This window comes from Pseudomonas pudica (assembly GCF_015680405.1).
Lineage (GTDB): Bacteria > Pseudomonadota > Gammaproteobacteria > Pseudomonadales > Pseudomonadaceae > Aquipseudomonas > Aquipseudomonas pudica.
In genome coordinates this window covers 117,645-143,103 of sequence record NZ_JADLJS010000010.1, presented here as the reverse complement: position 1 = coordinate 143,103, position 25,459 = coordinate 117,645, and the positions used below count along the sequence as shown (strand labels likewise).

The following is a 25,459-nucleotide window of genomic DNA, read 5'->3' as shown; positions in this document are numbered from 1 at the left end:
GTATTGCACCGCCCGCAAGGCCTGTGCAGTACCTGTGGGAGCTGGCTTGCCGGCGATAGGGCCGGTACAGGCAAACTACCTTTTCTTGCCCCCCAGCAACGACCCCATCAACCCTCGCACCAACTGCCGCCCCAACTGGTTGGCCGCCTGGCGCACCGCCGACTTGATTGCCTGCCCGGCTGCACTCTGCAAGAACTCACCAGCCTTGTCGGCAAAGCTCTCGTCATCCGCCTTGGGTTGCGGCGCTGGCTCCACCGGCTCGCCCTTGCGCTGGGTCAGCATCTCGTACGCCGACTCTCGGTCCACCGGCTTGTCGTAACGCCCCACCAGCGGCGAACTGGCAATCAGCGCACTGCGCTCAGCCGCACTCAACGGCCCGATACGCGACTGCGGCGGTGCAATCAGTACCCGCTGCACCATCGCCGGCGTGCCCTTCTCTTCCAGCGTCCCTACCAGTGCCTCGCCAATGCCCAGTTCAGTCAGCACCGCCAGGGTGTCGAACGCCGGGTTGGGGCGGAAGCCATCAGCCACCGCCCGCAGCGACTTCTGCTCCTTGGCAGTGAACGCCCGCAAGCCATGCTGAATGCGCAAGCCCAACTGGGCCAGCACCGCATCTGGCAAGTCCCCCGGCGACTGGGTAACGAAGTACACCCCCACACCCTTGGAACGAATCAGCCGCACCACCTGCTCCAGGCGATCCTGCAATGCCTTGGGCGTATCGTTGAACAACAAGTGTGCTTCATCGAAGAACAACGCCAGCACCGGCTTGTCGGCATCACCGCGCTCGGGCAGCTGCTCGAACAACTCGGCCAGCAGCCACAACAGGAAGGTCGCGTACACCTTCGGTGCATCGTGAACCAAGCGGCTGGCGTCCAGCAGGTGGATACGCCCACGGCCATCCGGGTCTGGCCGCAGGAGGTCCTCGAGCTGCAACCCCGGTTCACCGAACAACGCCTCGGCGCCCTGCTGCTCCAAGGTCGCCAACCGCCGTAACAGCGCCTGAGTGGAGGCCGTGGTCATCAGCGCGCTGTCTTCACCCAGCAGTTGTGGGTTGTCCTTCAGATGCGCCAGCAGCGCCTTGAGGTCCTTGAGGTCGAGCAGCAGCAGGCCTTCACGGTCGGCCACCTTGAACGCCGCGTACAGCGCCGCCTGTTGGCTGTCGGTCAGTTCCAGCAGGTTGCCCAGCAGCAGCGGCCCCATTTCACTGAGGGTGGTACGCAGCGGGTGACCGGACTGCCCGGCAATGTCCCACAGGCTCACCGGGTAAGCCCTGGGCCTGTGCCCCAGCCAGGGCATGCCGGCGATGCGCTCGGCCACCTTGCCCTGCGGCGCACCAGCAGCGCCCAGGCCGCAAAGGTCGCCTTTGACATCGGCGGCGAACACCGCGACCCCCGCATCACTGAACGCTTCCGCCAGATGCTGCAGGGTAACGGTCTTGCCAGTACCCGTTGCACCCGCTACCAGGCCATGGCGGTTGGCCAGCCTCATGGCTTGCCCAACCGGCTGGCCATCCGGACCAGCACCTACAACGATGGTCGAAAATTCCGACATCTCTTAATCCTCTGCTCAAGCTTTAGCGTAATTCGGCCGATACCTGTGGGTGATATTCGCCTTAATAGAGAGGAACAACCGAAAAGGGACTTTTTCGGGATGTTGCACTGCTTTGCGACTCCACGCATGCAAACGCCTGATATGAAACCTTAGCGGAACCGATTACGCCATGAACAAAAGCCTTCGTTTCAGCCACAAGATTCTTTTGGCAGCGTCACTGATCGTGATACTCGCCTTCAGCCTTTTCACGCTCTACAACGATTACCTCCAGCGTAATGCGATCCGCGAGGACCTCGAAAACTATCTGGCTGAAATGGGCGCTTCCACTTCGACCAATATCCGCAACCTGTTCGAAGGCCGTATCAAGCTGGTGGAAAACCTGGCACAGAACATAGCCCAGGACCCGACCAACGCCGAAACCCTGATGGGCCAGAATGCACTGATTTCCAGCTTCCTCACCGTCTACCTGGGCAAGGTCGACGGTGGCTTCAGCGTGCGCCCTGACTCGAAAATGCCCGACGGCTACGACCCACGCACCCGTCCCTGGTACAAGGACGGCATGAACGCCGCTGGCGCAACCCTGACCGAGCCGTACATCGACATGACCACCAACAAGATGGTCATCGGCATCCTCAGCAAGGTTTCCGCCGGTGTCGGCGTGGTCGGTGGCGACCTGGCCCTGGACGGCCTGGTGCAGATCATCAACTCGCTGAACTTCGGCGGCATGGGCTATGCCTTCCTGGTCAACGACCAAGGCAAGATCCTGGTGCACCCGGACAAAGACCTGGTGATGAAGTCACTGTCGGACCTGTTCCCGCAGCACACGCCGAAACTGACAGGTGAGCTGACCGAAGTGCAGAGCGAAGGCCAGGCCCGCCTGCTGACCTTCACCCCGATCACCGGCCTGCCGTCGGCCAACTGGTACATCGGCCTGTCGGTGGACAAGGACAAGGCCTTCTCGATGCTCAGCACCTTCCGCACCTCGGCGGTGATCGCCACGCTGGTGGCGGTGGTGATCATCATCGGCCTGCTCGGCCTGCTGATCCGTGTGCTGATGCAGCCGCTGCACACCATGACCCGCGCCATGGAAGACATCGCCGAAGGTGAGGGCGACCTGACCAAGCGCCTGCTTATCCACAACCACGACGAATTCGGCATCCTGGGCAGCGCCTTCAACCGTTTCGTCGAGCGTATCCACAGCTCGATCCGCGAAGTGTCCTCGGCCACCGAGCAGGTCAACGAAGTAGCCCTGCGGGTCATCAGTGCCTCGAACTCGTCAATGACCAACTCCGACGAACAGTCCAACCGCACCAACAGCGTGGCCGCCGCCATCAACGAACTGGGCGCCGCCGCCCAGGAAATTGCCGGCAACGCCGCCCAGGCTTCGCAGCATGCCAGTTCGGCGCGGTTGCTGGCCGAAGAAGGGCAGCAGGTGGTGGAACGCAACATTGAGGCAATGAACCGCCTGTCCGACCTGATCGTCACTTCCAGCGCGCACATCGAGACGCTGAACAGCAAGACCGTCAATATCGGCCAGATCCTCGAGGTGATCACCAGCATTTCCCAGCAGACCAACCTGCTGGCGCTGAACGCGGCCATCGAAGCGGCCCGCGCCGGTGAAGCCGGGCGTGGTTTTGCGGTTGTCGCCGATGAGGTACGCAACCTGGCGCACCGCACCCAGGAGTCGGCGCAACAGGTGCAGACCATGATCGAAGAACTGCAGGTCGGCGCGCGCGAATCGGTCGAGACCATGGACCAGAGCCAGCGCCACAGCCAGGACAGCATGCAGATCGCCAACCAGGCCGGTGAGCGGCTGGACAGCGTTACCGTGCGCATCGGCGAGATCGACGGCATGAACCAGTCGGTGGCCACCGCCACCGAAGAGCAGACTGCCGTGGTCGAGGCGATCAACATGGACATCAACGAGATCAACATGCTCAACCAGGAAGGCGTGGAAAACCTGCAGGCTACCCTTCGCGCCTGCTCTGACCTGGAGCAGCAGGCCGGCCGCCTGAAGCACCTGGTGGGCAGCTTCCGCATCTGATCGCAAACCGCGTCGCCTGCTTCGCGGGTAAACCCGCTCCCACAGGATCTCCGTCACTCTTGAATGCGTGGTGATCCATGTGGGAGCGCTCAAGCCCGCGAAGAAGCCCGTACCGCTCCCCCGCCTTCCCCGCCCCACCCAACCCCGATCGAACAAACTATCCTTCTGATAGGTCAACCTTTAGGCGCGTCATCGCCGGCCCGTTAGCGCCGGATGACAGACCCGAAGACGATCCCGGAGGGATGCTGATCGTGCACATCGCCGACATCACCATGTTCTACGCCCCCGCCAGTGGCGGCGTACGTACCTATCTTGATGCCAAACACCACCGCCTCGACGCCATCCAGGGCGTCCGCCACAGCTTGCTGATACCCGGTGCCAGCGCCCAGCACGCCGATGGCATCTACCAGGTGCCCGCACCGCCGCTGCCGTTCGGCAATGGCTACCGCTTCCCGGTGCGCCTGGCCCCCTGGTGCAATGTGCTGCGCAGGCTCAAGCCCGACCTGATCGAAGTCGGCGACCCCTACCTGACCGCCTGGGCTGCGCTGGAAGCGCGGCGCAAGCTCGATGTGCCGGTGATCGGCTTCTACCATTCCGACCTGCCGCTGCTGGTCAGCAACCGCATGGGCAACTGGTTCACCCCCAATGTCGAGGCCTATGTCAGCAAGCTGTACGGCAATTTCGACCGGGTCCTGGCCCCCAGCCAGGTCATGGCCGACAAGTTGCGCCGCCTGGGGGTGCGCGATGTGCACGTGCAGCGCCTGGGCGTCGACCTGGCCACCTTCCACCCCAGCCAGCGCGACCCGAAGCTGCGTGCCGAACTGGGCATTGCCGACACCAGTCGCCTGCTGATCTACGCCGGCCGTGGCTCGCGGGAAAAGAACCTGCCGGTACTGCTCGAGTGCATGCGGCACCTGGGCCACCCCTACCACTTGCTGCTGGTGGGCTCGAACATGCCGGCCAACGTGCCGCAGAACGTCAGTGTGATCGATCACTTCTGCCCGGCACCAGAAGTCGCCCGGCTGATGGCCAGCGCCGACCTGCTGGTGCACGCCGGCGACCAGGAAACCTTCGGCCTGGTCATTCTCGAAGCGATGGCCAGCGCCACGCCGGTGGTGGCGGTGCGCGCCGGTGCTTTCGGCGAAATCGTCAACGAACAGTGCGGGCGCTTGTGCCGCCCCAACGATAGCCAGGCCATGGCGACCGCCGTGCAAGAGGCATTCGAGGCTGGCGTACGCAAGCTCGGGGCTCAGGCGCGACGCCATGCCGAGCAGCAGTATTCGTGGGACCACGTGGTCGCCGGCCTGCTGCAGCACTACCAGGCCGTGCTTGGCCACCAGCCACAGGTCCGCGCCCATGGCTGAGCCACTGTCGGCAGCACGCAGCCTGATGCTGGTGCTGCACGATGTCGCGCCCGAGACCTGGCCCGACTATCAACCCTTCGTCCAGGCCGTCGACGCCATCGGCGGCATCCCCATGACCTGGCTGGTGGTGCCGGACTTCCACCACCGCAACCCGCTGCAGCGCTCGCCCACCTTCTGCCGCGTGCTCGAACGGCGCCTGGCCCAGGGTGACGAGCTTGCCCTGCACGGTTTCTACCATGCCGACAACGGCCCGCCACCGCGCACGCCCGGTGAGTACTTCATGCGCCGCATCTATACCCATGAAGGCGAGTTCTACGCTCTCGACCAGCAGCAGGCCCTGCAACGCCTGGAGCACGGCTTGGCCGTGTTCGCGCAGCAGGGCTGGCCGGTGGCTGGCTTCGTCGCACCTGCCTGGCTGATGAGCGAAGGCACCCGCCAGGCATTGCGCCGCCTGCCGCTGCGCTACACCAGCACGCCACAGCACTTGTACCGTTTACCGGACTTCACCGCGATCAAGGCTCCGGGGCTGGTCTGGAGCGCCCGCAGCGCTTGGCGCCGCAGCCTGTCACGGGTGCTGTGCGACTGGCAATGCCGGCGCTGGCGTGACGCCCAGACCCTGCGACTGGGCCTGCACCCGGTGGATATGCGCCATCGCGCGTCCCGCGACTATTGGCTGAACACCCTGCACTCGCTACTGGCGCAGGGGCGCGAGCCCCTGACCAAGTCCACCTGGCTCGATCGCCAGGCCAGCGCATGAGCCGCCTGGCCTGGCTGGCCCTGGCACTGCTCGGCGCCGTGCTGGTGCCGGCCCTGCTCGGTGGCAGCGAGCTGCTACCGAGGCTGCAGCGCTTCGCCCCCAGCCTGATGCTGACCCTGCTGGGCATGATCCTGCTGTGCTGGGTCATAAACGCCATGCGCCTGCGCCTGCTGCTCGGCCAGCAAGGCGCAAGGCTTGGGCGCCTGCGCAGCCTGGGTGTGGTGATGGCCACCGAGTTCGCCATCTGTACCACCCCAGGCGGCAGCGGCGGCCCCTTGACCCTGATGGCCCTGCTGGCACGCGACCGGATCGGCCCGGCGCGCAGCGGCGCGGTGTTTGCCATGGACCAGCTGAACGACCTGGTGTTCTTTTTCTGCGCGATGCTGGCGATTGCCGGCTATGCACTGTTCCACAGCCTGGGCCGCAGCCAGGAAAGCATGTTGCTGGGCAGCGCGTTGCTGCTGTGCACGGCACTGACCCTGGTGATCGGCCTGCTTCGCTACCGGCGCACGGTGATGCGTGTGAACGGCAGGCTGCTGCGCCGCCTGGGCATGAGCCGCCAGCGCAAGCGGCGCTGGGCGCGCAAACTGCTGCGCTTCATCGACGCACTGGCGCAGACCTGGCGCCTGCCCAAGCGTACGCTGACCCTGGTTTTCACCCTGACCTGTGCCCACTGGGGCCTGCGCTACAGCGTGTTGTATCTGGTATTGAGGGGATTGGGGGTAGACCTGGCGTGGATCCCCAGCTTTCTGGTACAGATGCTGTCGCTAAGTGCCGGCCAGTTCAGCTTGCTGCCTGGCGGTGCCGGTGCCGCCGAGCTGACTTCGGCCAGCCTGCTGACGCCACTGGTGGGCAGTTCGACTGCGGCTGCGGCGATCCTGATATGGCGGGCGGTCACTTACTACTTTTATCTGCTGGCGGGTGGGCCGGTGTTCGTGTGCCTGCTGGCGCGCCCGCTGATGGAGCGCTGGCGGCGTCAGGCGGGTTGAGCTGCTGCCAAAGTTCGGCGGCGCCGGGGAAATCGGTGCCATCGGTGTCGGCCAGGGCTTCGGGGTCGTAGCGGGCCAGGCAGCCTTCACCGAGGGTGGGCGGGAGTGAGGCGGTGGGTTGGTTGCGCTGCTTGGCCATCGGCTTATACCTCAGATTGCTGAGGGCGCTTCGCGCCCCTTTCGCCGGCAAGCCAGCTCCCACACCGACCGCATCGACCTCAAGCCATGTGCAATCCCTGTGGGAGCTGGCTTGCCGGCGATGGGCTGCAAGGCAGCCCCAAGGCCATCAATCAAAAACTACAGTCTTGTTGCCATGCACCAGCACCCGGTCTTCCAGGTGATAACGCAGGCCACGGGCCAACACCATCTTCTCCACATCACGGCCAAAGCGGACCATGTCGTCGATGCTGTCGGCATGGCTGACACGCACCACGTCCTGCTCGATGATCGGGCCGGCGTCCAGCTCTTCGGTGACGTAGTGGCAAGTCGCACCGATCAGCTTCACACCACGCAGGGCGGCCTGGTGATACGGCTTGGCGCCGACGAACGACGGCAGGAAGCTGTGGTGGATGTTGATCACCTTTTCAGCATAGTCCTGGCACAGTTGTGGCGGCAGGATCTGCATGTAGCGGGCCAGCACTACCACGTCGGCGGCGTGCTCCTGCACCAGGCGCGATACTTCGGCAAAGGCCGGGGCCTTGTCCTTGGGGTCGACCGGTACATGGAAGAACGGGATACCGTGCCACTCGACCATGCTGCGCAGGTCGTTGTGGTTGGAGATCACGCAAGGGATCTCGCAGTCCAGCTCATCGGTGTGCCAGCGGTGCAGCAGGTCGGCCAGGCAGTGCGACTCGCGGCTGGCCATCAGCACTACGCGCTTTTTCTGCGCCGAGTCGGTAATGCGCCAGGTCATGGAGAACTCTTCGGCGATCGGCGCAAACGCCTCGCGGAAGGCTTCGATACCGAACGGCAGCGATTCGGCGCGGATTTCATGGCGCATGAAGAACCAACCGCTCTGCTCATCGGAGTGGTGGCTGGCTTCGTTGATCCAGCCATTGTACAAGGCCAGGAAATTACTGACTTTCGCCACGATGCCAACACGGTCGGGGCAGGCGATCACCAGACGATAGGTGCGCATGAATGAGACTCCAGAACTTCGCAAAGGCGCTCATTCTAGCGGCCCGACAGGAAAAACGCAGTATTGATTGCAGCGGCCGTGGTCTGTGTTTCTGACGAGATGTACCGCCGCCATTGCCTGACAGACATGACGAAATGCAGGGTTAATTGTAAATTTTTGTTCACGTAGAGGAATGGTTGTCACAGGTTAGTTAACAGTTAATTGCCCAACAATATGTTTACTTGCGAGTATTGCCTGTCTATTATTGCCCCACACATTTCTGAACACGCATTAAGGAACACTCCATGTCCCTGATCAACGAGTACCGCGCTACCGAAGAAGCCATCAAGGAACTTCAGGCCCGCCTGGCCAACCTGTCGCAGGATGACAAGCTGAAGAAAGAACTGGAGTTCGAAGGCAAACTGCGCACACTGATGGGCGAGTACTCCAAGTCGCTGCGCGACGTGATTGCTCTGCTCGACCCAGAGTCGAAACTGAGCAAGGCTCCACGTGGTGCGGTCAAGACTACCGCCACCAAGCGTGCGCGCAAGGTGAAGCAATACAAGAACCCGCACAACAATGAAGTGATCGAAACCAAAGGCGGCAACCACAAAACCCTGAAAGAATGGAAAGCCAAGTGGGGTGGCGATGTGGTTGAAAGCTGGGCGACCCTGCTGGACTGATTGTCCGCATACGCCTGCTGCTTATCGCAACAAGAACGCCGGCATATTGCCGGCGTTTTTGTTTGTCCGCGTTTTGTGTCAGCACTCAGCCAATTGCAAACTGTGCCTGCAATTGCCGAGCATGTACCTGCCACGCCTCCAGCACACGCCGCCCCGCCTCGTCGGCGCCCTCCCAGGCCTGCTGCCGCGCCTGTTCGAAGTCGCCCAGCGTGTTCGGCGCGCCCCAATGCGGGTCGCTCAGGCGCTGCTGGCAGAAGCTGAACCAGCGTTGCCGCTCTTCGCCGGTCAGGGTCTCCGGGAAGTTTCGCGCCCGGTAGCGGAACAACAGTTCAGGCAGGCGCGGGTCATCGAACATCCACTGCCCACGGCCCAACTGCGCCGGTTCCAGTGCACGTACTTGCTCGCATAAGCGGCGGTCACGGTCCCTCAGAAAACCGTCATACAATTGTTGTTCCGGGTCTACACTCGGGGCGAATTCTTCCTTTCCGTAGATGTGTTGCAGTTTGTCTTGCCATTGGGCCTGTTGCCTGGCCAATTCTTCGCCGCGCAATTGTAACAACGTCAAGTCCAGACCCAACCGTTGTTGATCGACCGGGCGCAATACCGAAAGTGGCGCCAGCACCGGGCAGCGATTGATCTGCACCAGTTTGAGCGGCACGGGTAATTCGCCTTCGGCCAGTTCTTCATGGCGGGTATACAAACGCTGGCGTAGAACTTCAGCACTTTCCCGTATTAACGGTAGGGTTTCCTGATGCAGGTCGCACACAATCAGTGCATTGCGATTATGCGGGTGCCAGGCCAATGGCAATACGACACCAAGGTAATTGCGTGCCGCCGAGAAGCGCCCGGATATATGCACCAGCGGCTGCAACAAACGGATCTGCTCCATCACTTTATGCTTGCTGCGCAACTGGAACAGCCAGTCATACAACTTGGGCTGTTTCTGCCGGATCAGGCGGGCCAGGGCGATGGTTGCCCGCACGTCGGAAAGCGCTTCGTGGGCATGCCCATGGTCGATGCCATTGGCCTTGCTCAGAAGCTCCAGGCGCAGGCTGGTGCGCCCGTCCTGTTGCGGCCACTCGATACCGTCCGGGCGCAATGCATAGGCCGTGCGTACGATGTCGATCAGGTCCCAGCGGCTGTTACCGCCCTGCCACTCTCGGGCATAAGGGTCGAAAAAGTTGCGGTACAGGCTGTAGCGGGTCACTTCGTCGTCGAAGCGCAGGGTGTTGTAGCCGGCGCCACAGGTTCCAGGGTGCGCCAGTTGTGCGTGCACCCGGGTCATGAACTCGGCTTCGCACAGGCCCTGCTCGGCCAGCAGTTGCGGGGTGATGCCGGTCACCAGGCAGGCGGCCGGGTGCGGGAGGATATCGTCGGAGGGACGGCAATAGAGGCTGATCGGCTCGTCGATTTCGTTGAGGTCGAAGTCGGTGCGCACGCCGGCCACCTGCAGCGGCCGGTCGCAGCGCGGGTTGATGCCGGTGGTTTCGTAGTCGTGCCAGAAAATGCTGGAGGTCACGGGGTCGTCCTGTATCGAGGTCGACCCGATTCTAGCGCGATTCCAGCGAGCTCGGCCCGTTGGCTCCGCAGGCTCAGACAGAGGCGTTGGCGGGGTGGAAACTGAAATAGTCGCGCAACGAGCGGACGAATTCGTCGTACTCGCGGGGCGCCTGCAGCAGCATGAAACCCGAATCGTAGTGCCCGGGCGTCTGGTCTTCACGGCACCACAGGCAGCTGGCGGTAAGGTTGACGAACTGATGCCCGCCACCCAGCAGCGGCAGGCGTAATTGCAGATCGTAGTCGGGCCCGACCAGCACAGGTAGCTGGCTTATCAGCATCAGCCCGTCTTCGGAGGCGTTGCCCAGCTGGCCGATGGCCTGGCCGGTAATGCGGTTGAACACCTTGAGAACACAAGGCAGCTGATGGCGTTCGATGTGGCGCTTGTTGAACATGATCGCAAGTGCAGTCCGTATCCGATGCCAGGAATACGTGGAACTGGCGGTTGTTGTAACAGCTGAGTTACAGATTAGCGCAGCACGCGCGGCAAATCCCGTGAAATAAATCACACCTTGGTGTTAACGCCAAGGTGCGGCGGTCACCGGGTTTGCCACAGCGGCTTCGGCGCCGCGCAGATGGCCGAGTTTCTCCAGGGTCTGCAGGCGTGCCTGGGCGCGATAGGCGTATTCATTGCCCGGGTACTGCTGGATCAGGTACTGGTAGGTCTGCGCGGCATCCACATACAAGGCCTGGCGCTCGAGGCACTGGCCGCGCAGCAGCGACACCTCGGGGTGGATGAACGGTCGCGCACGGCTGGTGCGGTCGACCTGCGACAGCTCGAGCATGACCCGTGCGCAATCGCCACGGTCGTAGGCGCGGTAGGCATTGTTCAGGTGGTGGTCCATGGACCAGCGGGTGCAGCCGACGGCGCTGGCCGCCAGGGCTAAAACGATCAGGGCTCGCATGGGGGTCTCCTTTGATGCCAGTGTATCGGCCTTTGCCGGCAAATCTTCACACCCTTTTGCAAGGATACCCTGCCCGTTCAAATGCCACCCTGCCTTGGTTGCAGGTAGTGCAACGGAACAATGACTACAGCGAGATTCAGGAGTAGCCTTTCGCTGCGCTTCACTATAGGAGTCTGTGCATGAGCATCCGCCGTACCAAAATCGTCGCCACCCTTGGCCCCGCCAGCAACTCGCCGGAAGTGATCGAACAGCTGATCCTCGCCGGCCTGGACGTGGCACGCCTGAACTTCTCCCACGGCACTCCGGACGAGCACAAGGCCCGCGCGCGCCTGATCCGTGACATCGCCGCCAAGAACGGCCGCCATGTTGCACTGCTGGGCGACCTGCAGGGTCCGAAGATCCGCATCGCCAAGTTCGCCAACAAGCGCATCGAATTGAAGATCGGTGACAAGTTCACCTTCTCCACCGCCCACCCGCTGACCGAAGGCAACCAGGACATCGTCGGTATCGACTATCCCGACCTGGTCAAGGACTGCGGTGTTGGTGACGAATTGCTGCTCGACGATGGCCGCGTGGTGATGCGCGTCGAAACCGCCACCGCAGATGCCCTGCATTGCGTGGTGATCATCGGTGGCCCGCTGTCGGACCACAAAGGCATCAACCGTAAAGGTGGCGGCCTGACCGCACCGGCTCTGACCGAGAAAGACAAGGCCGACATCAAGCTGGCCGCGGAAATGGACCTGGACTACCTGGCCGTGTCCTTCCCGCGTGACGCCAGCGACATGGAATACGCGCGCAAGCTGCGTGACGAAGCCGGCGGCAGCGCCTGGCTGGTGGCCAAGATCGAACGCGCCGAAGCGGTGGCCGACGACGAAACCCTCGACAAGCTGATCCTGGCCTCCGACGCCGTCATGGTCGCCCGTGGCGACCTGGGCGTGGAAATCGGCGACGCCGAACTGATCGCCATCCAGAAGAAGATCATCCAGCACGCCCGCCGCAACAACAAGGCGGTGATCGTGGCGACCCAGATGATGGAGTCGATGATCCAGAACCCGATGCCGACCCGTGCCGAAGTGTCCGACGTGGCAAACGCCGTGCTGGACAACACCGACGCGGTGATGCTGTCGGCCGAGAGTGCCGCCGGTGCCTACCCGATCGAAGCCGTCCAGGCCATGGCCCGCATCTGCCTGGGTGCCGAAAAGCACCCGACCAGCCAGAAGTCCAGCCACCGCCTGCACACCACCTTCGAGCGCTGCGACGAGAGCATCGCGCTTGCCGCCATGTACACCGCCAACCACTTCCCGGGCGTGAAGGCGATCATCGCCCTGACCGAGAGTGGCTACACCCCGCTGATCATGTCGCGCCTGCGTTCGCACGTGCCGATCTTCGCCCTGTCGCCACACCGCGCCACCCAGGCACGCGCCTCGATGTTCCGCGGCGTGTACCCGATCGCCTTCGACCCGGCCTCGCTGCCGGCCGACAAGGTGAGCCAGGCAGCGGTCGACGAACTGCTCAAGCGTGGCCTGGTGGAGCAAGGTGACTGGGTAATCCTGACAAAGGGTGACAGCTACCACACCATCGGTGGCACCAATGGCATGAAGATCCTGCATGTCGGTGATCCGCTGGTCGGTTGATCCCGCCAAGGGGCCGCGCCATGGCCCCGTTCGCGGGCACGCCCGCTCCCACAGGGTTAGCAACAAGCCTGAGGCTTGCGCTGTACCTGTGGGAGCGGGCGTGCCCGCGAATGGGCCGGCACGATCAACACAAATGCCTCAGGCATGCTCGACAAACACATCGGCAAACACCTGCCCGCGCGGCACCCCGGCAATGAAGAGCCGACGGGCAAACCGCTCGACACTCCCCGGCGCCCCGCACACCAGCGCCACCGTCTGCCGCGATGACGGCCGCAACCCGGCCAACGCTTCATCCAGCTGCTCTGCCAGTACCAACTCGACATTCACATTCGCCATCTCTCGCAACGGCTCGGCCAGATAATGCCCAACGCCTTCGCGCGCCACATGCATGACCCTGATTTCCCCTTGGTGCCCCTGCCGCAGGGCCTCGCGCAAGATGCCCCACAATGGCGCCAACCCGGTCCCCGCCGCCAGCAACCACAGCGGCCGCTGCTGCCAGTCCGGGTCGTAATGCAAGGCCCCACCCCTGAGTTCGCCCAGGCGCAGCACATCACCCAGCTGCAAGCCACGGGCCTTGTCACAGAAGGCGCCGGGGCGCTGGCAGTCGATATGAAACTCGAGAAAATCATCTTCTCCCGGCAGGCTGGCCAAGGAGTAAGGCCGCGCCAGCGCGCCATTCCACAGCACCACATGCTGCCCCGCCTGGTAACGTATTGCCCGTTCGGGGCGTAGCCGCACGCGCAGCACATCGCCGAACCAGTCCAGGGCGCAGACCTGCGCTGGCACGCCATCCTGCTGCGGGTCGAACAGCGCTACGCGCAGGTCCTCGACTACCCGGCACTGGCAGGCCAGGCGCCAGCCCTGGGCATGCTTGTCCTGCGCCAGGGCCTCGGGCATGGCGTCCAGCGGTTGCCCGCCCAGACAGTGCACCAGGCAGGCATGGCAACTGCCGGCGCGGCAACTGTAGGGCACATTCAGCCCGGCCTCGTTCAAGGCATCGAGCAGGTTGCTGCCGGTCGGCACCGCCCAGCGGCGCTCGCCCACGCAAAGTTCGGGCATTTTCAGCTATCTCTTCCAGCTCTTGAGTTTCTGGGGCCGCTTTGCGGCCCATTCGCCGGCAAGCCAACTCCCACAGGTAATGTGCAAGCTTCAGGCCTGGTGCAATGGTGTGGGAGCTGGCTTGCCGGCGAATGGGCTGCAGGGCAGCCCCTTCCAAGCATCCTATCTCAACAACAAGTCAGCAAGAACAATGCCTGCCAGCTGCCGACCATGGTCCCAGACCGGCCGCAGGTGTGCCCGGCACGGATGCGCGCTATACTGCCGCGCCTTTTTCCGTCGGCCCGACCTGCCGGCGCCTTGCAAGGCGCTTCGACACGCTGGTCGGCACCGTCGAGCGCCGTAATGAATGTTCCCGTCTTTAAGAGGAGCGCGCTGCATGACCGTGATCAAGCAAGACGACCTGATTCAGAGCGTCGCCGACGCCCTGCAATTCATCTCGTACTACCACCCCGTCGATTTCATCCAGGCCATGCACGAGGCCTATCTGCGTGAAGAGTCGCCTGCTGCACGCGATTCCATCGCCCAGATCCTGATCAACTCGCGCATGTGCGCCACCGGCCATCGCCCAATCTGCCAGGACACCGGTATCGTCACCGTGTTCATCCGCGTGGGCATGGACGTGCGCTGGGACGGCGCCACCATGAGCGTCGACGACATGATCAACGAAGGTGTGCGTCGCGCCTACAACCTGCCTGAAAACGTGCTGCGCGCTTCGATCCTGGCCGACCCGGCCGGTGCCCGCAAGAACACCAAGGACAACACTCCGGCAGTGATCCACTACTCCATCGTCCCCGGCGACAAGGTCGAGGTCGATGTCGCAGCCAAGGGCGGCGGCTCGGAGAACAAGTCGAAGATGGCCATGCTCAACCCGTCCGACTCGATCGTCGACTGGGTACTGAAGACCGTCCCGACCATGGGCGCTGGCTGGTGCCCGCCTGGCATGCTCGGCATCGGCATCGGCGGTACCGCCGAAAAGGCCGCCGTGATGGCCAAGGAAGTGTTGATGGAGTCCATCGACATCCACGAACTGAAAGCCCGTGGCCCGCAGAACCGCCTGGAAGAAATCCGCCTGGAGCTGTTCGAGAAGGTCAACCAGCTGGGCATTGGCGCCCAGGGCCTGGGTGGCCTGACCACCGTGCTCGACGTCAAGATCATGGACTACCCGACTCACGCCGCTTCGCTGCCGGTGTGCATGATCCCCAACTGCGCCGCTACCCGCCACGCCCACTTCGTGCTCGATGGCTCCGGCCCGGCCGAACTGGAAGCGCCGTCGCTGGACGCCTACCCGGAAATCGTCTGGGAAGCCGGCCCGAGCGCCCGTCGCGTCAACCTCGACGCCATCACCCCGGAAGAAGTCGCCAGCTGGAAGCCGGGCGAAACCATCCTGCTCAACGGCAAGATGCTGACCGGCCGCGACGCCGCGCACAAGCGCATGGTCGAAATGCTCAACCGTGGCGAAGAGCTGCCGGTGGACCTGAAGGGCCGCTTCATCTACTACGTAGGCCCGGTCGACCCGGTCGGTGACGAAGTGGTAGGCCCTGCCGGCCCGACCACCGCCACCCGCATGGACAAGTTCACCCGCCAGATCCTCGAGCAGACCGGCCTGCTGGGCATGATCGGCAAGTCCGAGCGCGGCCCTGCCGCCATCGAAGCGATCAAGGACAACAAGGCCGTGTACCTGATGGCCGTCGGCGGCGCTGCCTACCTGGTAGCCCAGGCCATCCGCAAGTCGAAGGTCCTGGCCTTCGCCGAGCTGGGCATGGAAGCGATCTACGAGTTCGAGGTCAAGGACATGCCGGTGACCGTCGCCGTGGACAGCAACGGTGAGTCGGTACACATCACTGGCCCTGCCCTGTGGCAGAGCAAGATTGCCCAGAGCCTGGCAGTCGAAGTGAAGTAAGCCTGATGTAACGGCGGCGGCCTCTTCGCGGGCTTGCCCGCTCCCACAGGTAACTCGTAGCCCTCGGGCTTGCGCTGTACCTGTGGGAGCGGGCAAGCCCGCGAAGAGGCCGCCGCTGTTTTCACAGGACTCTGTCAAACTGCTCCGGCCAGTCCCTGCGGGTAAACACCTGCCCTTCCCGCCTCACCCGCCGTACTTCCTCAAGGTCCACCTCACAGACCAGCCACTGACTGTTGGCAGGGCTCGATTCTTCACTCAAGGCCACCACCCCATCCCCCGGCATTCCATGATCCGGTGGCACGAACAACCCTGCACGGCCGATATTCTCGTCCAGCGCCGGCGACCAGGGCGCCAGCCCGACCGTAGGGCTCTGCAACACCGCGATCTGGTTCTCCAGCGCCCGCGCCTGGGCACCGATACGCACCCGGTGGTATCCCGCCTCGGTGTCGGTACAGCTCGGCGCCAGGATCAGGTCGGCACCACCCTCGGCCAGGCGCCGCGCCAGCATCGGGAATTCATTGTCATAACAGATCAGGATGCCCAGGCGCCCCAGTTCGGTGTCGAACACCTGCAGCCCCTGCCCCGCCGCGATGTCCCACTGCTCGCGCTCGAAGCGGGTCATCATCAGCTTGTCCTGGAAACCCAGCACACCCTTGGGGCCGAACAGCCAGGCACGGTTGCGGTAGCGCCCGTCGCTGTCCAGCACCGGTACGCTACCCGGTTGCAGGTAGATACCCCAGCGCCGGGCAAGGCTCTCGCACAGGGCTTTCCAAGGTTCGATCAGCGGCTGGATGCCGGCGATGGAGGCCTTCAGGTCACCTCGCTGCTCGGCACTCAGTTGCCCGCTGAGCACCAGCCCGGCGTACTCCGGCAACAGCAGCAGGCGGGCCCCCGCCTCCACTGCTTCGGCGCACAGGCCTTGCAGGTGGTCGGCATAGGTCTCCCAGGTTTCATGCAGCTCGATGGCGTACTGGCAGGCCGCCAGGCGGATCATATCGGCAATTCCTTGAGCCAGAACGACATCAGCTTATCGGAGCTTTCCTGCTCGTCCAGGTCGCGCCAGGCGTAGCTGGTGCGCAGCGACGGGTCGTGCAGGAAGCCGCGGTTACGCCAGAAGCCATGCAATGGCTTGTAGTCCGCGGGGCGCCGTGGATGCACACCTGGCCGCTCTACCGCGCAGAACGCGCAGTAGTCGAACTCGGCCAGCTTGTGCGCGTAGGACTCGCGCTCGATGAAAAAGCGCACCCCCAAGCCCTGGCCACGGTACTCGGGCAGTACCACCGACTCACCGAAGTAGTACACGCTGGCCGGGTCGCGCCCCTGGGCCAGGAACGGCTGCTGGAACTCGGGGGCGACATCGACCAGCGGCAGGCCGGTGGAGGCGCCAACGACCTTGCCGTCGTCCAGCGCCAGCACCACCAGGCTGCGCCCGGAGCGGGCATAGGTGGCCAGGTAGTCGGCCTCGTACTCCGGGGTGCCGTCATAAAGGTAGGGAAACTCGCGGAACACGGTAAGGCGCAGGCGAGCGAGGTCATCGATGTAAGGCGCGATAGCGGCGCCGTGCAACAGGCGTATTTCCATGCTTGGCGGTCGTTTTGTCGATGTGGATGACGCGCTCGGCTAAGCCGGGCTTGAGGGGAAACCCTATCATCCGGAGCAACGACCCGCCTTTTCCCTCCACGACAGGTATTGTTCCATGACCGCTACCGAACTGGTAAATGCTTACTACGCCGCCTTCAACGCTGGCGACATGCCGGCCTTTCTCGCCCTGCTCAGCGAGGATGTGATCCACGACATCAACCAGGGCGAGCGGCAGATGGGCAAGGCGCGGTTTGCAGCGTTCATGGACAAGATGAACCGCTGCTACCGCGAGCGCCTGGCCGATATCGTAGTGATGCAGAACGCCGACGGCAGCCGCGCGGCAGCCGAGTTCACCGTGCATGGGGAATATCTGGCCGATGACGAAGGGTTGCCGGCGGCCAACGGGCAGACCTATGTACTGCCGGCGGGGGCGTTCTTCTATATCCATTGCGGGAAGATTGCCCGGGTGACCAACTACTACAACCTCAATGACTGGGTTGAGCAGGTGGGTTAAGCCTGGTTGAGTTGAGCTGTGTTGCCTGCACTGGCCTCATCGCCGGCAAGCCAGCTCCCACAGCTACTTCGCAGGTCTTGAAACCTTCGCTAAACCTGTGGGAGCTGGCTTGCCGGCGATAGGGCCCTGTCAGGCAATACGGGTACCAAGCACCTTGAGGAATGCCGCCAGCCACGCCGGATGCGCCGGCCATGCCGGTGCCGTCACCAGGTTGCCGTCCACATGCGCCTGGTCCACCGCGATATCGATGAATGTCCCGCCCGCCAAGCGCACTTCCGGCGCACACGCCGGGTACGCACTGCATTCGCGCCCTTCCAGCACGCCGGCCGCCGCCAACAGCTGGGCACCATGGCATACGGCCGCGATCGGCTTGCCAGCCTGGTCGAACGCCCGCACCAGTTCCAGCACCCGCTCATCCAGACGCAGGTACTCCGGTGCACGGCCACCGGGGATCAACAACGCGTCATAACCCTCGGCACGCACCCGCACGAAATCGTAGTTCAGGGCAAAGTTGTGCCCCGGCTTTTCGCTGTAGGTCTGTTCTCCCTCGAAATCATGAATCGCGGTGCGCACAGTCTGCCCCGCGACCTTTTCCGGGCATACCGCATGCACCGTGTGCCCGACCATGCTCAACGCCTGGAACGGCACCATGACTTCGTAATCTTCGACGTAGTCGCCGACCAACATGAGAATCTTCTTCGCCGTCATCGCACCCACTCCTTCGATTGCCTTGAGACAGTCACTGCACGATAGCCGGTCTCAGTCGCGACGGTCGAGCAAGTTGACCACCAACCGGTCCAGCCAACCCCACAACCGCTGCTTCACCCGGCGCCACAGCGGCCGGGCATTCCAGTGGCCCAGGTCGACCACCTCGCTCAAGGCGAAATCACGCTCGAAGCTGGCCTGCACGGCAGCCGTCAGTGGTGGGTCGAGCGCCTCGATATTGGCCTCGAGGTTGAAACGCAGGTTCCAGTGATCGAAGTTGCATGAGCCGATACTGACCCAGTCGTCGATCAGCACCATCTTCAGGTGCAGGAAACAAGGCTGGTACTCATAGATGCGCACCCCGGCGCGCAGCAGGCGCGGGTAATAGCGGTGTCCGGCGTAACGTACCGAGGGGTGATCGGTGCGCGGCCCGGTCAGCAGCAGCCGCACATCGACCCCCTTGCCGGCAGCCCGGCGCAGCGACCGGCGCACGCTCCAGGTCGGCAGGAAGTAAGGCGTGGCCAGCCACACTCGCTGCTTGCCGCTGTTGATCGCCCGCACCAGCGAATGCAGGATGTCCTGGTGCTGGCGGGCGTCGGCATAGGCCACCCGGCCCATGCCCTGCCCCTGCGCAGGCACCTTGGGCAGCCGCGGCAGGCCAAAGCCCTCGGCGGGGCGCCAGGCGGTGCGACGGTTGTTGGCGTGCCACTGGCGGTCGAACAGCAACTGCCAGTCGCTCACCACCGGCCCCTGCATCTGCACCATCACCTCGTGCCACTCACTGGTCGCCTCGCCCGGCGTCCAGAACTCGTCGGTGACGCCCGTACCACCCACCACGGCCCAGCGCTCGTCCACCAGCAGCAACTTGCGGTGGTCGCGGTACAGGTTGCGAAGGCCACGCTTCCAGCGCAGGCGGTTGTACCAGCGCAGATACACACCTGCGTCCAGCAGGCGCTGACGCAACTTGCTGTTGAAAGCCAGCGAACCATAGTCGTCGAACAGGCAGCGCACCCGCACGCCGCGTCGGGCAGCCTGCTCCAGCGCTTCGACCACAGCATCCGCGCAGTCACCGGCCTCGACCAGGTACAGCTCCAGGTCGACCTGGAACTCGGCGCGCATGATCGCCAGGAGCATGCGCGGAAAAAACTCGGGGCCGTCGATCAGCAGTTCGAACTGGTTGCCATCCCGCCAGGGAAAGACCGGCCCCGGCATGTCAGCGGGCGGTGAAGATCAGCACCGCGCTAACCGGCACCGAAGGGTTGATGGACTTGAGCCCGGCGAACTTGCGCAGGCGTTGCAGCCCCGGCAACAGGCCGAAATCTTCGGCGCGCAGCACCAAGGGCTCAAGGGTCACCACCTGGAAGCGTCGCTCGTCCAGCCGGGTGGCCAGCAGCAAGGCGTTGTAGCTGTGCGACTGGCCATGCAGGGTCACGGTCAATGGCAGGCGCAGTTCGATCTGGGCACCGTTGGCCAGGTCGTTTATCGGCCGCAGGTCCAGTTGCGCCTGCACCTTGGCTTCGGCAAAGCGCTCGACCTCGAACAGGTCCTCGCGCATGCGCTCGTCACGCAGCGGAATACCGCTGCTCACCGAATCCATCTCGATGCGCAGCCCGGCCACACCCTTGCGGTCGACCGTGCCATGCAGCACCAGGAAGCGGTGCACTTCGGCAGTATTACCGTTCTTGCCGGTAATGAACGAAAGGCGCGAAGACTCGCCATCGAGGTGCCAGTTGGCATGGGCGGGCAGGCAAAAAGCCAGCAACAAGGCGGGCAGCAGGCGGGGCAGCTTGAACATGACAGATCTCGTGAAACCAGGCCGCCAACCTTACCCGCCCGCCTTCACGGCAGCAAGCGGCAGCCCTCGCGCGGGCCTTGCCAGGCGGCCTGATTGCGACGGCCCAGGCCTTCGGCGGTAACCTGCCGCTGTTGGCTGTCTTCCTCCAGCAGGCTCAGCGGCAGCCATTGCTTCACGTAGCCTTGGCAATACGCCGGCTCGAACCCCATGACGAAGCGGCACGAGCAATATTCCTTGGCCGAGTAGGCCGAAAGGATACCGGGGAAGTCCGCCAGAGCCTGGCGCTCGTGCCAGGCCCAGTACACCAGCCCCAGCAACACCACCAACAGCATCCGCTTCATGCCCCCTCCCCAGCCAGCGCCGCGAGTATCCGCTTGAGCAGCTCGTCGTGCTGGTAGCTGCCGTCGCGGTCATCGGCGTAACGCACGATCACCAGCTTTTGCGCGGGCAGCACGTACAGCGCCTGGCCCCAGTGGCCAAGGGCTGCATAGGTGTCTGCGGGCGCACTCGGCCAAGGCCGTGCAGCACCGTCCAGAGGCTGGTTGAGCCACCAGTGGCCACCGGGGTTGGCCTCGCCGGGCAGCGCTTCGGCCTCGGCAAACGGCGTGCGGTTGAAGGCCACCCAGGGCTTGGGTAGCAATTGCCGATCCTGCCAGCGCCCGTCGCGCTGCATCAGCAGGCCGATGCGTGCAAGGTCGCGAGCGCTGAGGTACAGGTAGGACGAACCCACATAAGTACCCACGCGGTCCCGCTCCCATACCGCACTATCGATCCCCAACGGGTTGAACAGTGCATGCCAGGGGTAGTCGGGGTACTGACCGGCATCGAGCATGCCGCGAAGCGCGGCGGCCAGCAGGTTGCTGTCGCCACTCGAATACAGAAACCGCTGGCCTGGGCTGGCCACCGCTGTTCGCGCCGCCGCATAGGCCGCCATGTCTTCGCGGCCACGGGTATAGAGCATGGCCACCACCGACGACTTGAGCGGGGCGTACTCGTAGTCTTCCTGCCAGTCCAGGCCGCTGGCCCAATGCAGCAGATCGGCCATGCGCACGCCGGGATGGGCGTGCATGGCCGGGTAGAAGCGGGTGACCGGGTCCTGCAGCTGGAAGCGGCCTTCGCCCTGGGCTACGCCCAATAGCGTGGCGAGTACGCTCTTGCTGATCGACCAGGTCAGGTGGGCGGTGGCGGCAGTGCTGGGGGCGGCGTAGCGTTCGTGGAGGATGCGGCCGTCGCGGATGATCAGCAAGGCGTCGGTGCGGATGCCGCTGCGTTCGGGGGTGGTGCGTGCGGGGAAGGCGTAGGCGTCGACGGCTTGCCAGTCGAGGGGGGTGTTGTCGATTGGCCAGTCCGGAGTTGGCCAGACCTCGGCTTTGGCGGTTCCCGTAGCCATGCAAAAAAGCAGCAGCAGACTTTTCAGCATCCCGTTTCAGGCTCGCAATTTTGGGGCTGCTGCGCAGCCCTTTCGCGACACAAGGCCGCTCCCACAGGGAACAGCGCTGCTCTTGCTTTTGTGGGAGCGGCCTTGTGTCGCGAAAGGGCCGCAAAGCGGCCCCAGGATTCATCGGATCACACAAACCTATCAGGCATTCATGACAATCCCGCAGCAGCCCAAGCCTTGTTCAGCCGCTTCTCCCGCGCCGCCGCCGCCAGCGCCATCACCCCCTGGTCACGCTGCCAGATCTGCGCCCACTGCGCCGGCCCCGCCGCCAATGCAGCATCGATCTCCCTTCGCAGCGCCTGGAACTGTGCAAACAGGCCCCCCAGCAACAAATGGCAACCAACGCTATCGGCGCACTGCCGGCTACCTTCGGCACACCCGGCCAGCAGCCCAAGCAGTTGCAGGCGCAGGGCCTGCGGCCAGGCACACTCCTGCCCCACGCCATACAGCCAGGCCGTCAACGCCGTAAGCACATACAAGTCCTCCAGCGAACGGAACGGCTTTACATAAGCATCCCAACCATCACCGGCCAGCAACTCGCACGCCGCCTGCTCCAGTATCAATCGCCCATGCCCCACCTCCGGCATCAGCGGCAGGGTCGGCAGCGCTTCCAGCGTCACACCTGGCTCCCCAGGGTAGACCACCGCCAAATTCAATTGTGGCGCCGCGCCCGTCGCCTCGCAGCGCGCCGCCACCAGCAGCCATTCCGCCTCCAGGCCTGCAGTGACGAAGTCCTTGCTGCCGGTCAGCCGCAAGCCGTCCAGGCGCGTGCGCATATCCGCTGGCCGCACGCTGCGCCGCTCGGTGGCGCACAGGGCGCCGAGGCTGGGTGGAGCACTGGGCCACAGCACGCGTAGGGCGGCCTGGTAGCCGATCAGGAAGGCCAGGCCCGGGGTGGCCATCGCACGCCCGCCGAGCACTGCCAGTTCGAACGGGGCAACCGGGCCAAGGCGCTCGAGCAGCGCGGCATAGGTTTCGCCCAGGGTGCCCGCCAGCGCTTGGCGAAGCGGGTCGTTGAGTCGTTGCAACCAGGCCATCGGTCGGCTCCTTGCTGAAGGGCTTTCAGTTGTGGCTCAGAGGGTGTCACGCAAGCATCACCAAAGATTCACAGGGGTGACACCCCATCTACCTAGGCTGACTTTGCACAACAAAGCCGACCGGCCGCAACCCTTCATGGCTGGCTTATGGAGACTCGTAATGACTCGGATCGCTCACGCTGGCGACAACAGCACCGAACGCCGTCTGCAAGCCGAACGCCTGGTTGGCGCTGCGGCCCTGCAGGAAGCCCAGGCCCTGCGCTACAAAGTGTTCAGCGCCGAATTCAAGGCCAAGCTCAAAGGAGCCGAGCAAGGCCTGGACATGGACGACTACGACGTGCACTGCCGCCACATTGGCGTACGCGACCTGAGCACCGGCGAGCTGGTTGCCACCACCCGCCTGCTGGACCATCAGGCCGCCAGCAGCCTGGGCCGCTTCTATAGCGAAGAAGAATTCAGCCTGCACGGCCTGTTGCAGCTGCAGGGCCCGATCCTGGAGCTGGGCCGAACCTGCGTAGCCCCCGACTACCGCAACGGCGGCACCATCGCCGTGCTCTGGGGCGAACTGGCCGAAGTGCTCAACGAAGGCCGCTACAGCTACCTGATGGGCTGCGCCAGCATCCCCATGCAGGATGGCGGGGTACAGGCCCACGCGGTGATGCAGCGACTGCGTGACCGCTACCTGTGCACCGAGCACCTGCGCGCCGAGCCGAAGAATCCGTTGCCCAACCTGGCCCTGCCGAACAACGTCATTGCCGAAATGCCACCGCTGCTCAAGGCGTACATGCGCCTGGGCGCGAAGATCTGCGGCGAGCCGTGCTGGGACGAAGACTTCCAGGTGGCCGATGTGTTCATTCTGCTCAAGCGCGACGAACTGTGCCCGCGCTACGCCCGCCACTTCAAGGCAGCGGTCTGATGCCGAAGCTGCGGGTAATGGCCCGCCTGACTCGACTGCTGCTGGTACTGCTGCTGGGCATGCTGATGGCCAGCTTGATCGCCCTGGGCGAACGCCTGGGGTTCAAGGCACCTATCGAGCGCCGCCAGCGCTGGACTTGCCTGTTCATGAAGCGACTGGTCGCGGCCCTGCCCTTCGATGTGCGGGTGGTCGGCGAGCTACCGAAGCGGCCGATGCTGTGGGTCAGCAACCACGTGTCCTGGACCGATATCCCGCTGCTCGGCATGCTGCTGCCTCTGTCGTTCCTGTCCAAGGCCGAAGTGCGCCACTGGCCGGTGGCCGGCTGGCTGGCGGAAAAGGCCGGTACCCTGTTCATCCGCCGTGGCGGGGGCGACAGCCAGCGCCTGCGTGAACAGATCGCCGGGCAACTGGGCCTTTCCCGGCCGCTACTGATCTTTCCGGAAGGCACCACCACCAGCGGCCGTACCCTGCGCACCTTCCATGGTCGCCTGTTGGCAGGCGCCATCGACCGTGGCGTGGCGGTGCAGCCGGTCGCCATCCAGTACCTGCGCGATGGCCAGATCGACCCGATTGCACCGTTCATAGGTGACGATGACCTTGTTTCGCACCTGATGCGCCTGTTCGCCCTGCCACGGGGCGAGGTATGCATTCACCTGCTGCAGCCGATCGGCAGCGTGGGCAAGGAGAGAGCGGTGCTGGCGTTGCAGGCGCAGCAGGCGATTCACCTGGCGCTGTTCGGGGTTGAAGAAGTTGAGCTGGCGCCACGGCGGCAGGCGCGGGCTGCCTGAATTCTTGTACTGCCTGTTCTGGCCCTTTCGCGGGTTTACCCGCGAAGAGGCCAGCAATGACAACCCGGCACTAACTGCCAGACATCCGCCCCGCTGCCGCAAACGCCTGCAACTGTGGATAAAACTCCCTGAAGTCCGCCAGCAATGGCTCATACAGCCGCTCCAGCTCTCCCATCACCCCGACCATCCCCTCCGGCCGCGACAAGCGCCGGGCAATGCCGTTGAATACTTGCTCCAGCGTGGCAAAGTCGCCATACGCCCCCAGCCAGTCATCTGCCGCCATGAACGGCGCAATGCGCGCCAGCCGCCCTGGCAACTCGGGCTGCGCGAGCAATACCCGATAGAAGTCACCGGTGAACTGCTCCAGCGGCTGCTCGGCATAATCTCGCCAATGTCGTGCCAGGCAATGATCGAAAAACACATCCAGAACGATGCCGGCAAAGCGCCGCCGCTCCCGTGGAAAGCGCGCCAGTGCCGCCAGCACCAACGGGTGCTGGTCGGTGTAGCTGTCGATATGCCGGTGCAGGCGGATGGCCGCCTCAAGCGCAGGCGGGAAGCGCCCTTCCAGCGAGCCTTTGACGAAGTCGCCATACAGGCTGCCAAGCAGTTGGTGCGGCGCCGGGCCGCCGAGATGCAGGTGTGCAAGGTAGTTCATGAACGCAGTCTAGCACTGCCGCGCCCTATATCGTTATAACGCGATATAGCGATTCGTGCTCAGCTCAGAACCTCTTCATATTTGTACATCGACAAACCACGATTTATATTTCGCCATATCGCGATATACCGCTACAACGAGTCTCAACCCATGCCTATCGATCTCGACGAAATCATAAAAGCGCTGGCCCACCCGGTCAGGCGAGAAATCCTCAGCTGGCTGAAGGACCCGGCAACGCAATTCCCCGACCAGTATCACAGCACCGAGAACGGTGTGTGTGCCGGGCAGATCGACCAACGCTGCGGCCTGTCGCAGTCGACCGTCTCCGCCCACCTGGCCACCCTGCAGCGCGCCGGCCTGATCAGCAGCCAGAAGATCGGCCAATGGCACTTCTTCAAACGCAACGAAGCCACCATCCAGGCGTTTCTCGAACAACTGCGCCAAGCACTCTGAACAGGCAGGTAACCGTC

Annotated in this window: 26 protein-coding genes and 1 pseudogene; 12 read left to right on the top strand and 15 right to left on the bottom strand. The window is 63.9% G+C overall.

The window, feature by feature from the left end:
- Nucleotides 1-75: 75 nt before the first annotated feature.
- Entirely contained in the window at nt 76-1,551 is a 1,476-nt protein-coding gene (locus IRZ77_RS10590; RefSeq protein WP_196173477.1) for a helicase HerA-like domain-containing protein, read from the bottom strand.
- A 169-nt stretch (nt 1,552-1,720) separates the two neighbouring features.
- On the opposite strand from IRZ77_RS10590, the pseudogene IRZ77_RS27290 reads away from it, so the two are divergent.
- The 5 genes and pseudogenes from IRZ77_RS27290 to IRZ77_RS10570 form a co-directional block, all read left to right on the top strand.
- Nucleotides 1,721-2,737 (top strand): annotated as a pseudogene (locus tag IRZ77_RS27290) (cache domain-containing protein); the annotation flags it as partial.
- Between the two features lie 93 nt (nt 2,738-2,830).
- Nucleotides 2,831-3,595 carry a methyl-accepting chemotaxis protein gene (locus IRZ77_RS27285; protein WP_408003935.1) on the top strand — a complete coding sequence of 255 codons (765 nt, stop codon included), beginning with the start codon at nt 2,831-2,833 and terminating at the stop codon, nt 3,593-3,595.
- Nucleotides 3,596-3,837: 242 nt separating this feature from the next.
- Nucleotides 3,838-4,959, top strand: coding sequence for a glycosyltransferase family 4 protein (locus IRZ77_RS10580; RefSeq protein WP_108481886.1), 1,122 nt, complete (start codon nt 3,838-3,840; stop codon nt 4,957-4,959).
- Nucleotides 4,952-5,716: a DUF2334 domain-containing protein gene (locus tag IRZ77_RS10575; RefSeq protein ID WP_196173476.1), complete on the top strand. Its 765-nt coding sequence runs from the start codon at nt 4,952-4,954 to the stop codon at nt 5,714-5,716. The genes IRZ77_RS10580 and IRZ77_RS10575 overlap by 8 nt, the downstream gene beginning before the upstream one ends.
- Nucleotides 5,713-6,705, top strand: a complete 993-nt coding sequence (locus IRZ77_RS10570) for a lysylphosphatidylglycerol synthase transmembrane domain-containing protein (protein ID WP_085602266.1) — start codon at nt 5,713-5,715, stop codon at nt 6,703-6,705. The genes IRZ77_RS10575 and IRZ77_RS10570 overlap by 4 nt, the downstream gene beginning before the upstream one ends.
- A 286-nt stretch (nt 6,706-6,991) precedes the next feature.
- On the opposite strand, the gene purU is transcribed toward IRZ77_RS10570, so the two are convergent.
- Nucleotides 6,992-7,843, bottom strand: a complete 852-nt coding sequence (purU, locus tag IRZ77_RS10565; RefSeq protein WP_023662871.1) for a formyltetrahydrofolate deformylase — start codon at nt 7,841-7,843, stop codon at nt 6,992-6,994.
- A 284-nt stretch (nt 7,844-8,127) separates the two neighbouring features.
- On the opposite strand from purU, the gene mvaT reads away from it, so the two are divergent.
- Entirely contained in the window at nt 8,128-8,505 is a 378-nt protein-coding gene (mvaT, locus tag IRZ77_RS10560; protein ID WP_003259590.1) for a histone-like nucleoid-structuring protein MvaT, read from the top strand.
- 85 nt (nt 8,506-8,590) lie between these two features.
- Here the strand turns inward: mvaT and sbcB are convergent, their stop codons facing one another.
- From sbcB to IRZ77_RS10545, 3 genes are all read right to left on the bottom strand, one after another.
- On the bottom strand, nt 8,591-10,024 hold the full coding sequence (gene sbcB, locus IRZ77_RS10555; protein WP_085602268.1) for an exodeoxyribonuclease I: 1,434 nt from the start codon (nt 10,022-10,024) through the stop codon (nt 8,591-8,593).
- A gap of 73 nt (nt 10,025-10,097) precedes the next feature.
- A complete protein-coding gene (locus IRZ77_RS10550) occupies nt 10,098-10,457 on the bottom strand; it encodes a PilZ domain-containing protein (RefSeq protein WP_046617204.1) in 360 nt (119 codons plus the stop codon).
- A 123-nt stretch (nt 10,458-10,580) separates the two neighbouring features.
- Nucleotides 10,581-10,967, bottom strand: a complete 387-nt coding sequence (locus IRZ77_RS10545; protein ID WP_025340503.1) for a tol-pal system YbgF family protein — start codon at nt 10,965-10,967, stop codon at nt 10,581-10,583.
- A gap of 179 nt (nt 10,968-11,146) precedes the next feature.
- On the opposite strand from IRZ77_RS10545, the gene pyk reads away from it, so the two are divergent.
- A complete protein-coding gene (gene pyk, locus IRZ77_RS10540) occupies nt 11,147-12,601 on the top strand; it encodes a pyruvate kinase (RefSeq protein ID WP_046617205.1) in 1,455 nt (484 codons plus the stop codon).
- Between the two features lie 138 nt (nt 12,602-12,739).
- Here pyk and IRZ77_RS10535 read toward each other — a convergent pair whose 3' ends face one another.
- Nucleotides 12,740-13,660 (bottom strand): iron-sulfur-binding ferredoxin reductase, encoded by a 921-nt coding sequence (locus tag IRZ77_RS10535; protein WP_196173475.1) that lies wholly within the window; start codon nt 13,658-13,660, stop codon nt 12,740-12,742.
- Between the two features lie 376 nt (nt 13,661-14,036).
- Here IRZ77_RS10535 and IRZ77_RS10530 point away from each other — a divergent pair, with 376 nt between their 5' ends.
- Nucleotides 14,037-15,560, top strand: a complete 1,524-nt coding sequence (locus tag IRZ77_RS10530; RefSeq protein ID WP_013974059.1) for a fumarate hydratase — start codon at nt 14,037-14,039, stop codon at nt 15,558-15,560.
- Between the two features lie 121 nt (nt 15,561-15,681).
- On the opposite strand, the gene IRZ77_RS10525 is transcribed toward IRZ77_RS10530, so the two are convergent.
- Both IRZ77_RS10525 and IRZ77_RS10520 read right to left on the bottom strand, forming a co-directional pair.
- Nucleotides 15,682-16,554, bottom strand: coding sequence for a carbon-nitrogen hydrolase family protein (locus IRZ77_RS10525; protein ID WP_196173474.1), 873 nt, complete (start codon nt 16,552-16,554; stop codon nt 15,682-15,684).
- On the bottom strand, nt 16,551-17,141 hold the full coding sequence (locus IRZ77_RS10520; protein ID WP_013974061.1) for a GNAT family N-acetyltransferase: 591 nt from the start codon (nt 17,139-17,141) through the stop codon (nt 16,551-16,553). Before IRZ77_RS10520 ends, IRZ77_RS10525 begins: the two co-directional genes overlap by 4 nt.
- Before the next feature lie 115 nt (nt 17,142-17,256).
- Here IRZ77_RS10520 and IRZ77_RS10515 point away from each other — a divergent pair, with 115 nt between their 5' ends.
- On the top strand, nt 17,257-17,655 hold the full coding sequence (locus IRZ77_RS10515) for a nuclear transport factor 2 family protein (RefSeq protein ID WP_015271666.1): 399 nt from the start codon (nt 17,257-17,259) through the stop codon (nt 17,653-17,655).
- A 129-nt stretch (nt 17,656-17,784) separates the two neighbouring features.
- On the opposite strand, the gene IRZ77_RS10510 is transcribed toward IRZ77_RS10515, so the two are convergent.
- The 6 genes from IRZ77_RS10510 to IRZ77_RS10485 all read right to left on the bottom strand — a co-directional run bounded on the left by IRZ77_RS10510 (nt 17,785) and on the right by IRZ77_RS10485 (nt 22,630).
- Nucleotides 17,785-18,363 (bottom strand): DJ-1/PfpI family protein, encoded by a 579-nt coding sequence (locus tag IRZ77_RS10510; RefSeq protein WP_085601223.1) that lies wholly within the window; start codon nt 18,361-18,363, stop codon nt 17,785-17,787.
- Nucleotides 18,364-18,414: 51 nt separating this feature from the next.
- Entirely contained in the window at nt 18,415-19,572 is a 1,158-nt protein-coding gene (locus IRZ77_RS10505) for a phospholipase D-like domain-containing protein (RefSeq protein WP_015271668.1), read from the bottom strand.
- Nucleotide 19,573: 1 nt separating this feature from the next.
- The gene (locus IRZ77_RS10500) at nt 19,574-20,155 is read right to left on the bottom strand and encodes a YceI family protein (protein ID WP_046616926.1); all 582 of its coding nucleotides are present in this window, start codon (nt 20,153-20,155) and stop codon (nt 19,574-19,576) included.
- A gap of 44 nt (nt 20,156-20,199) precedes the next feature.
- The gene (locus IRZ77_RS10495; protein WP_046616928.1) at nt 20,200-20,496 is read right to left on the bottom strand and encodes a hypothetical protein; all 297 of its coding nucleotides are present in this window, start codon (nt 20,494-20,496) and stop codon (nt 20,200-20,202) included.
- Nucleotides 20,493-21,575, bottom strand: a complete 1,083-nt coding sequence (locus IRZ77_RS10490; protein WP_196173473.1) for a serine hydrolase domain-containing protein — start codon at nt 21,573-21,575, stop codon at nt 20,493-20,495. Before IRZ77_RS10490 ends, IRZ77_RS10495 begins: the two co-directional genes overlap by 4 nt.
- A 167-nt stretch (nt 21,576-21,742) precedes the next feature.
- On the bottom strand, nt 21,743-22,630 hold the full coding sequence (locus IRZ77_RS10485) for an acyl-CoA dehydrogenase middle domain-containing protein (protein WP_085601219.1): 888 nt from the start codon (nt 22,628-22,630) through the stop codon (nt 21,743-21,745).
- A 160-nt stretch (nt 22,631-22,790) separates the two neighbouring features.
- On the opposite strand from IRZ77_RS10485, the gene olsB reads away from it, so the two are divergent.
- Both olsB and IRZ77_RS10475 read left to right on the top strand, forming a co-directional pair.
- Entirely contained in the window at nt 22,791-23,546 is a 756-nt protein-coding gene (gene olsB / locus IRZ77_RS10480; RefSeq protein WP_015271672.1) for an L-ornithine N(alpha)-acyltransferase, read from the top strand.
- Entirely contained in the window at nt 23,546-24,334 is a 789-nt protein-coding gene (locus IRZ77_RS10475; RefSeq protein WP_046616932.1) for a lysophospholipid acyltransferase family protein, read from the top strand. The genes olsB and IRZ77_RS10475 overlap by 1 nt, the downstream gene beginning before the upstream one ends.
- Before the next feature lie 70 nt (nt 24,335-24,404).
- Here IRZ77_RS10475 and IRZ77_RS10470 read toward each other — a convergent pair whose 3' ends face one another.
- The gene (locus IRZ77_RS10470) at nt 24,405-24,989 is read right to left on the bottom strand and encodes an acyl carrier protein phosphodiesterase (protein WP_108480666.1); all 585 of its coding nucleotides are present in this window, start codon (nt 24,987-24,989) and stop codon (nt 24,405-24,407) included.
- 150 nt (nt 24,990-25,139) lie between these two features.
- On the opposite strand from IRZ77_RS10470, the gene IRZ77_RS10465 reads away from it, so the two are divergent.
- Nucleotides 25,140-25,442, top strand: a complete 303-nt coding sequence (locus tag IRZ77_RS10465; RefSeq protein ID WP_015271675.1) for an ArsR/SmtB family transcription factor — start codon at nt 25,140-25,142, stop codon at nt 25,440-25,442.
- The last annotated feature ends 17 nt before the right edge of the window (nt 25,443-25,459 follow it).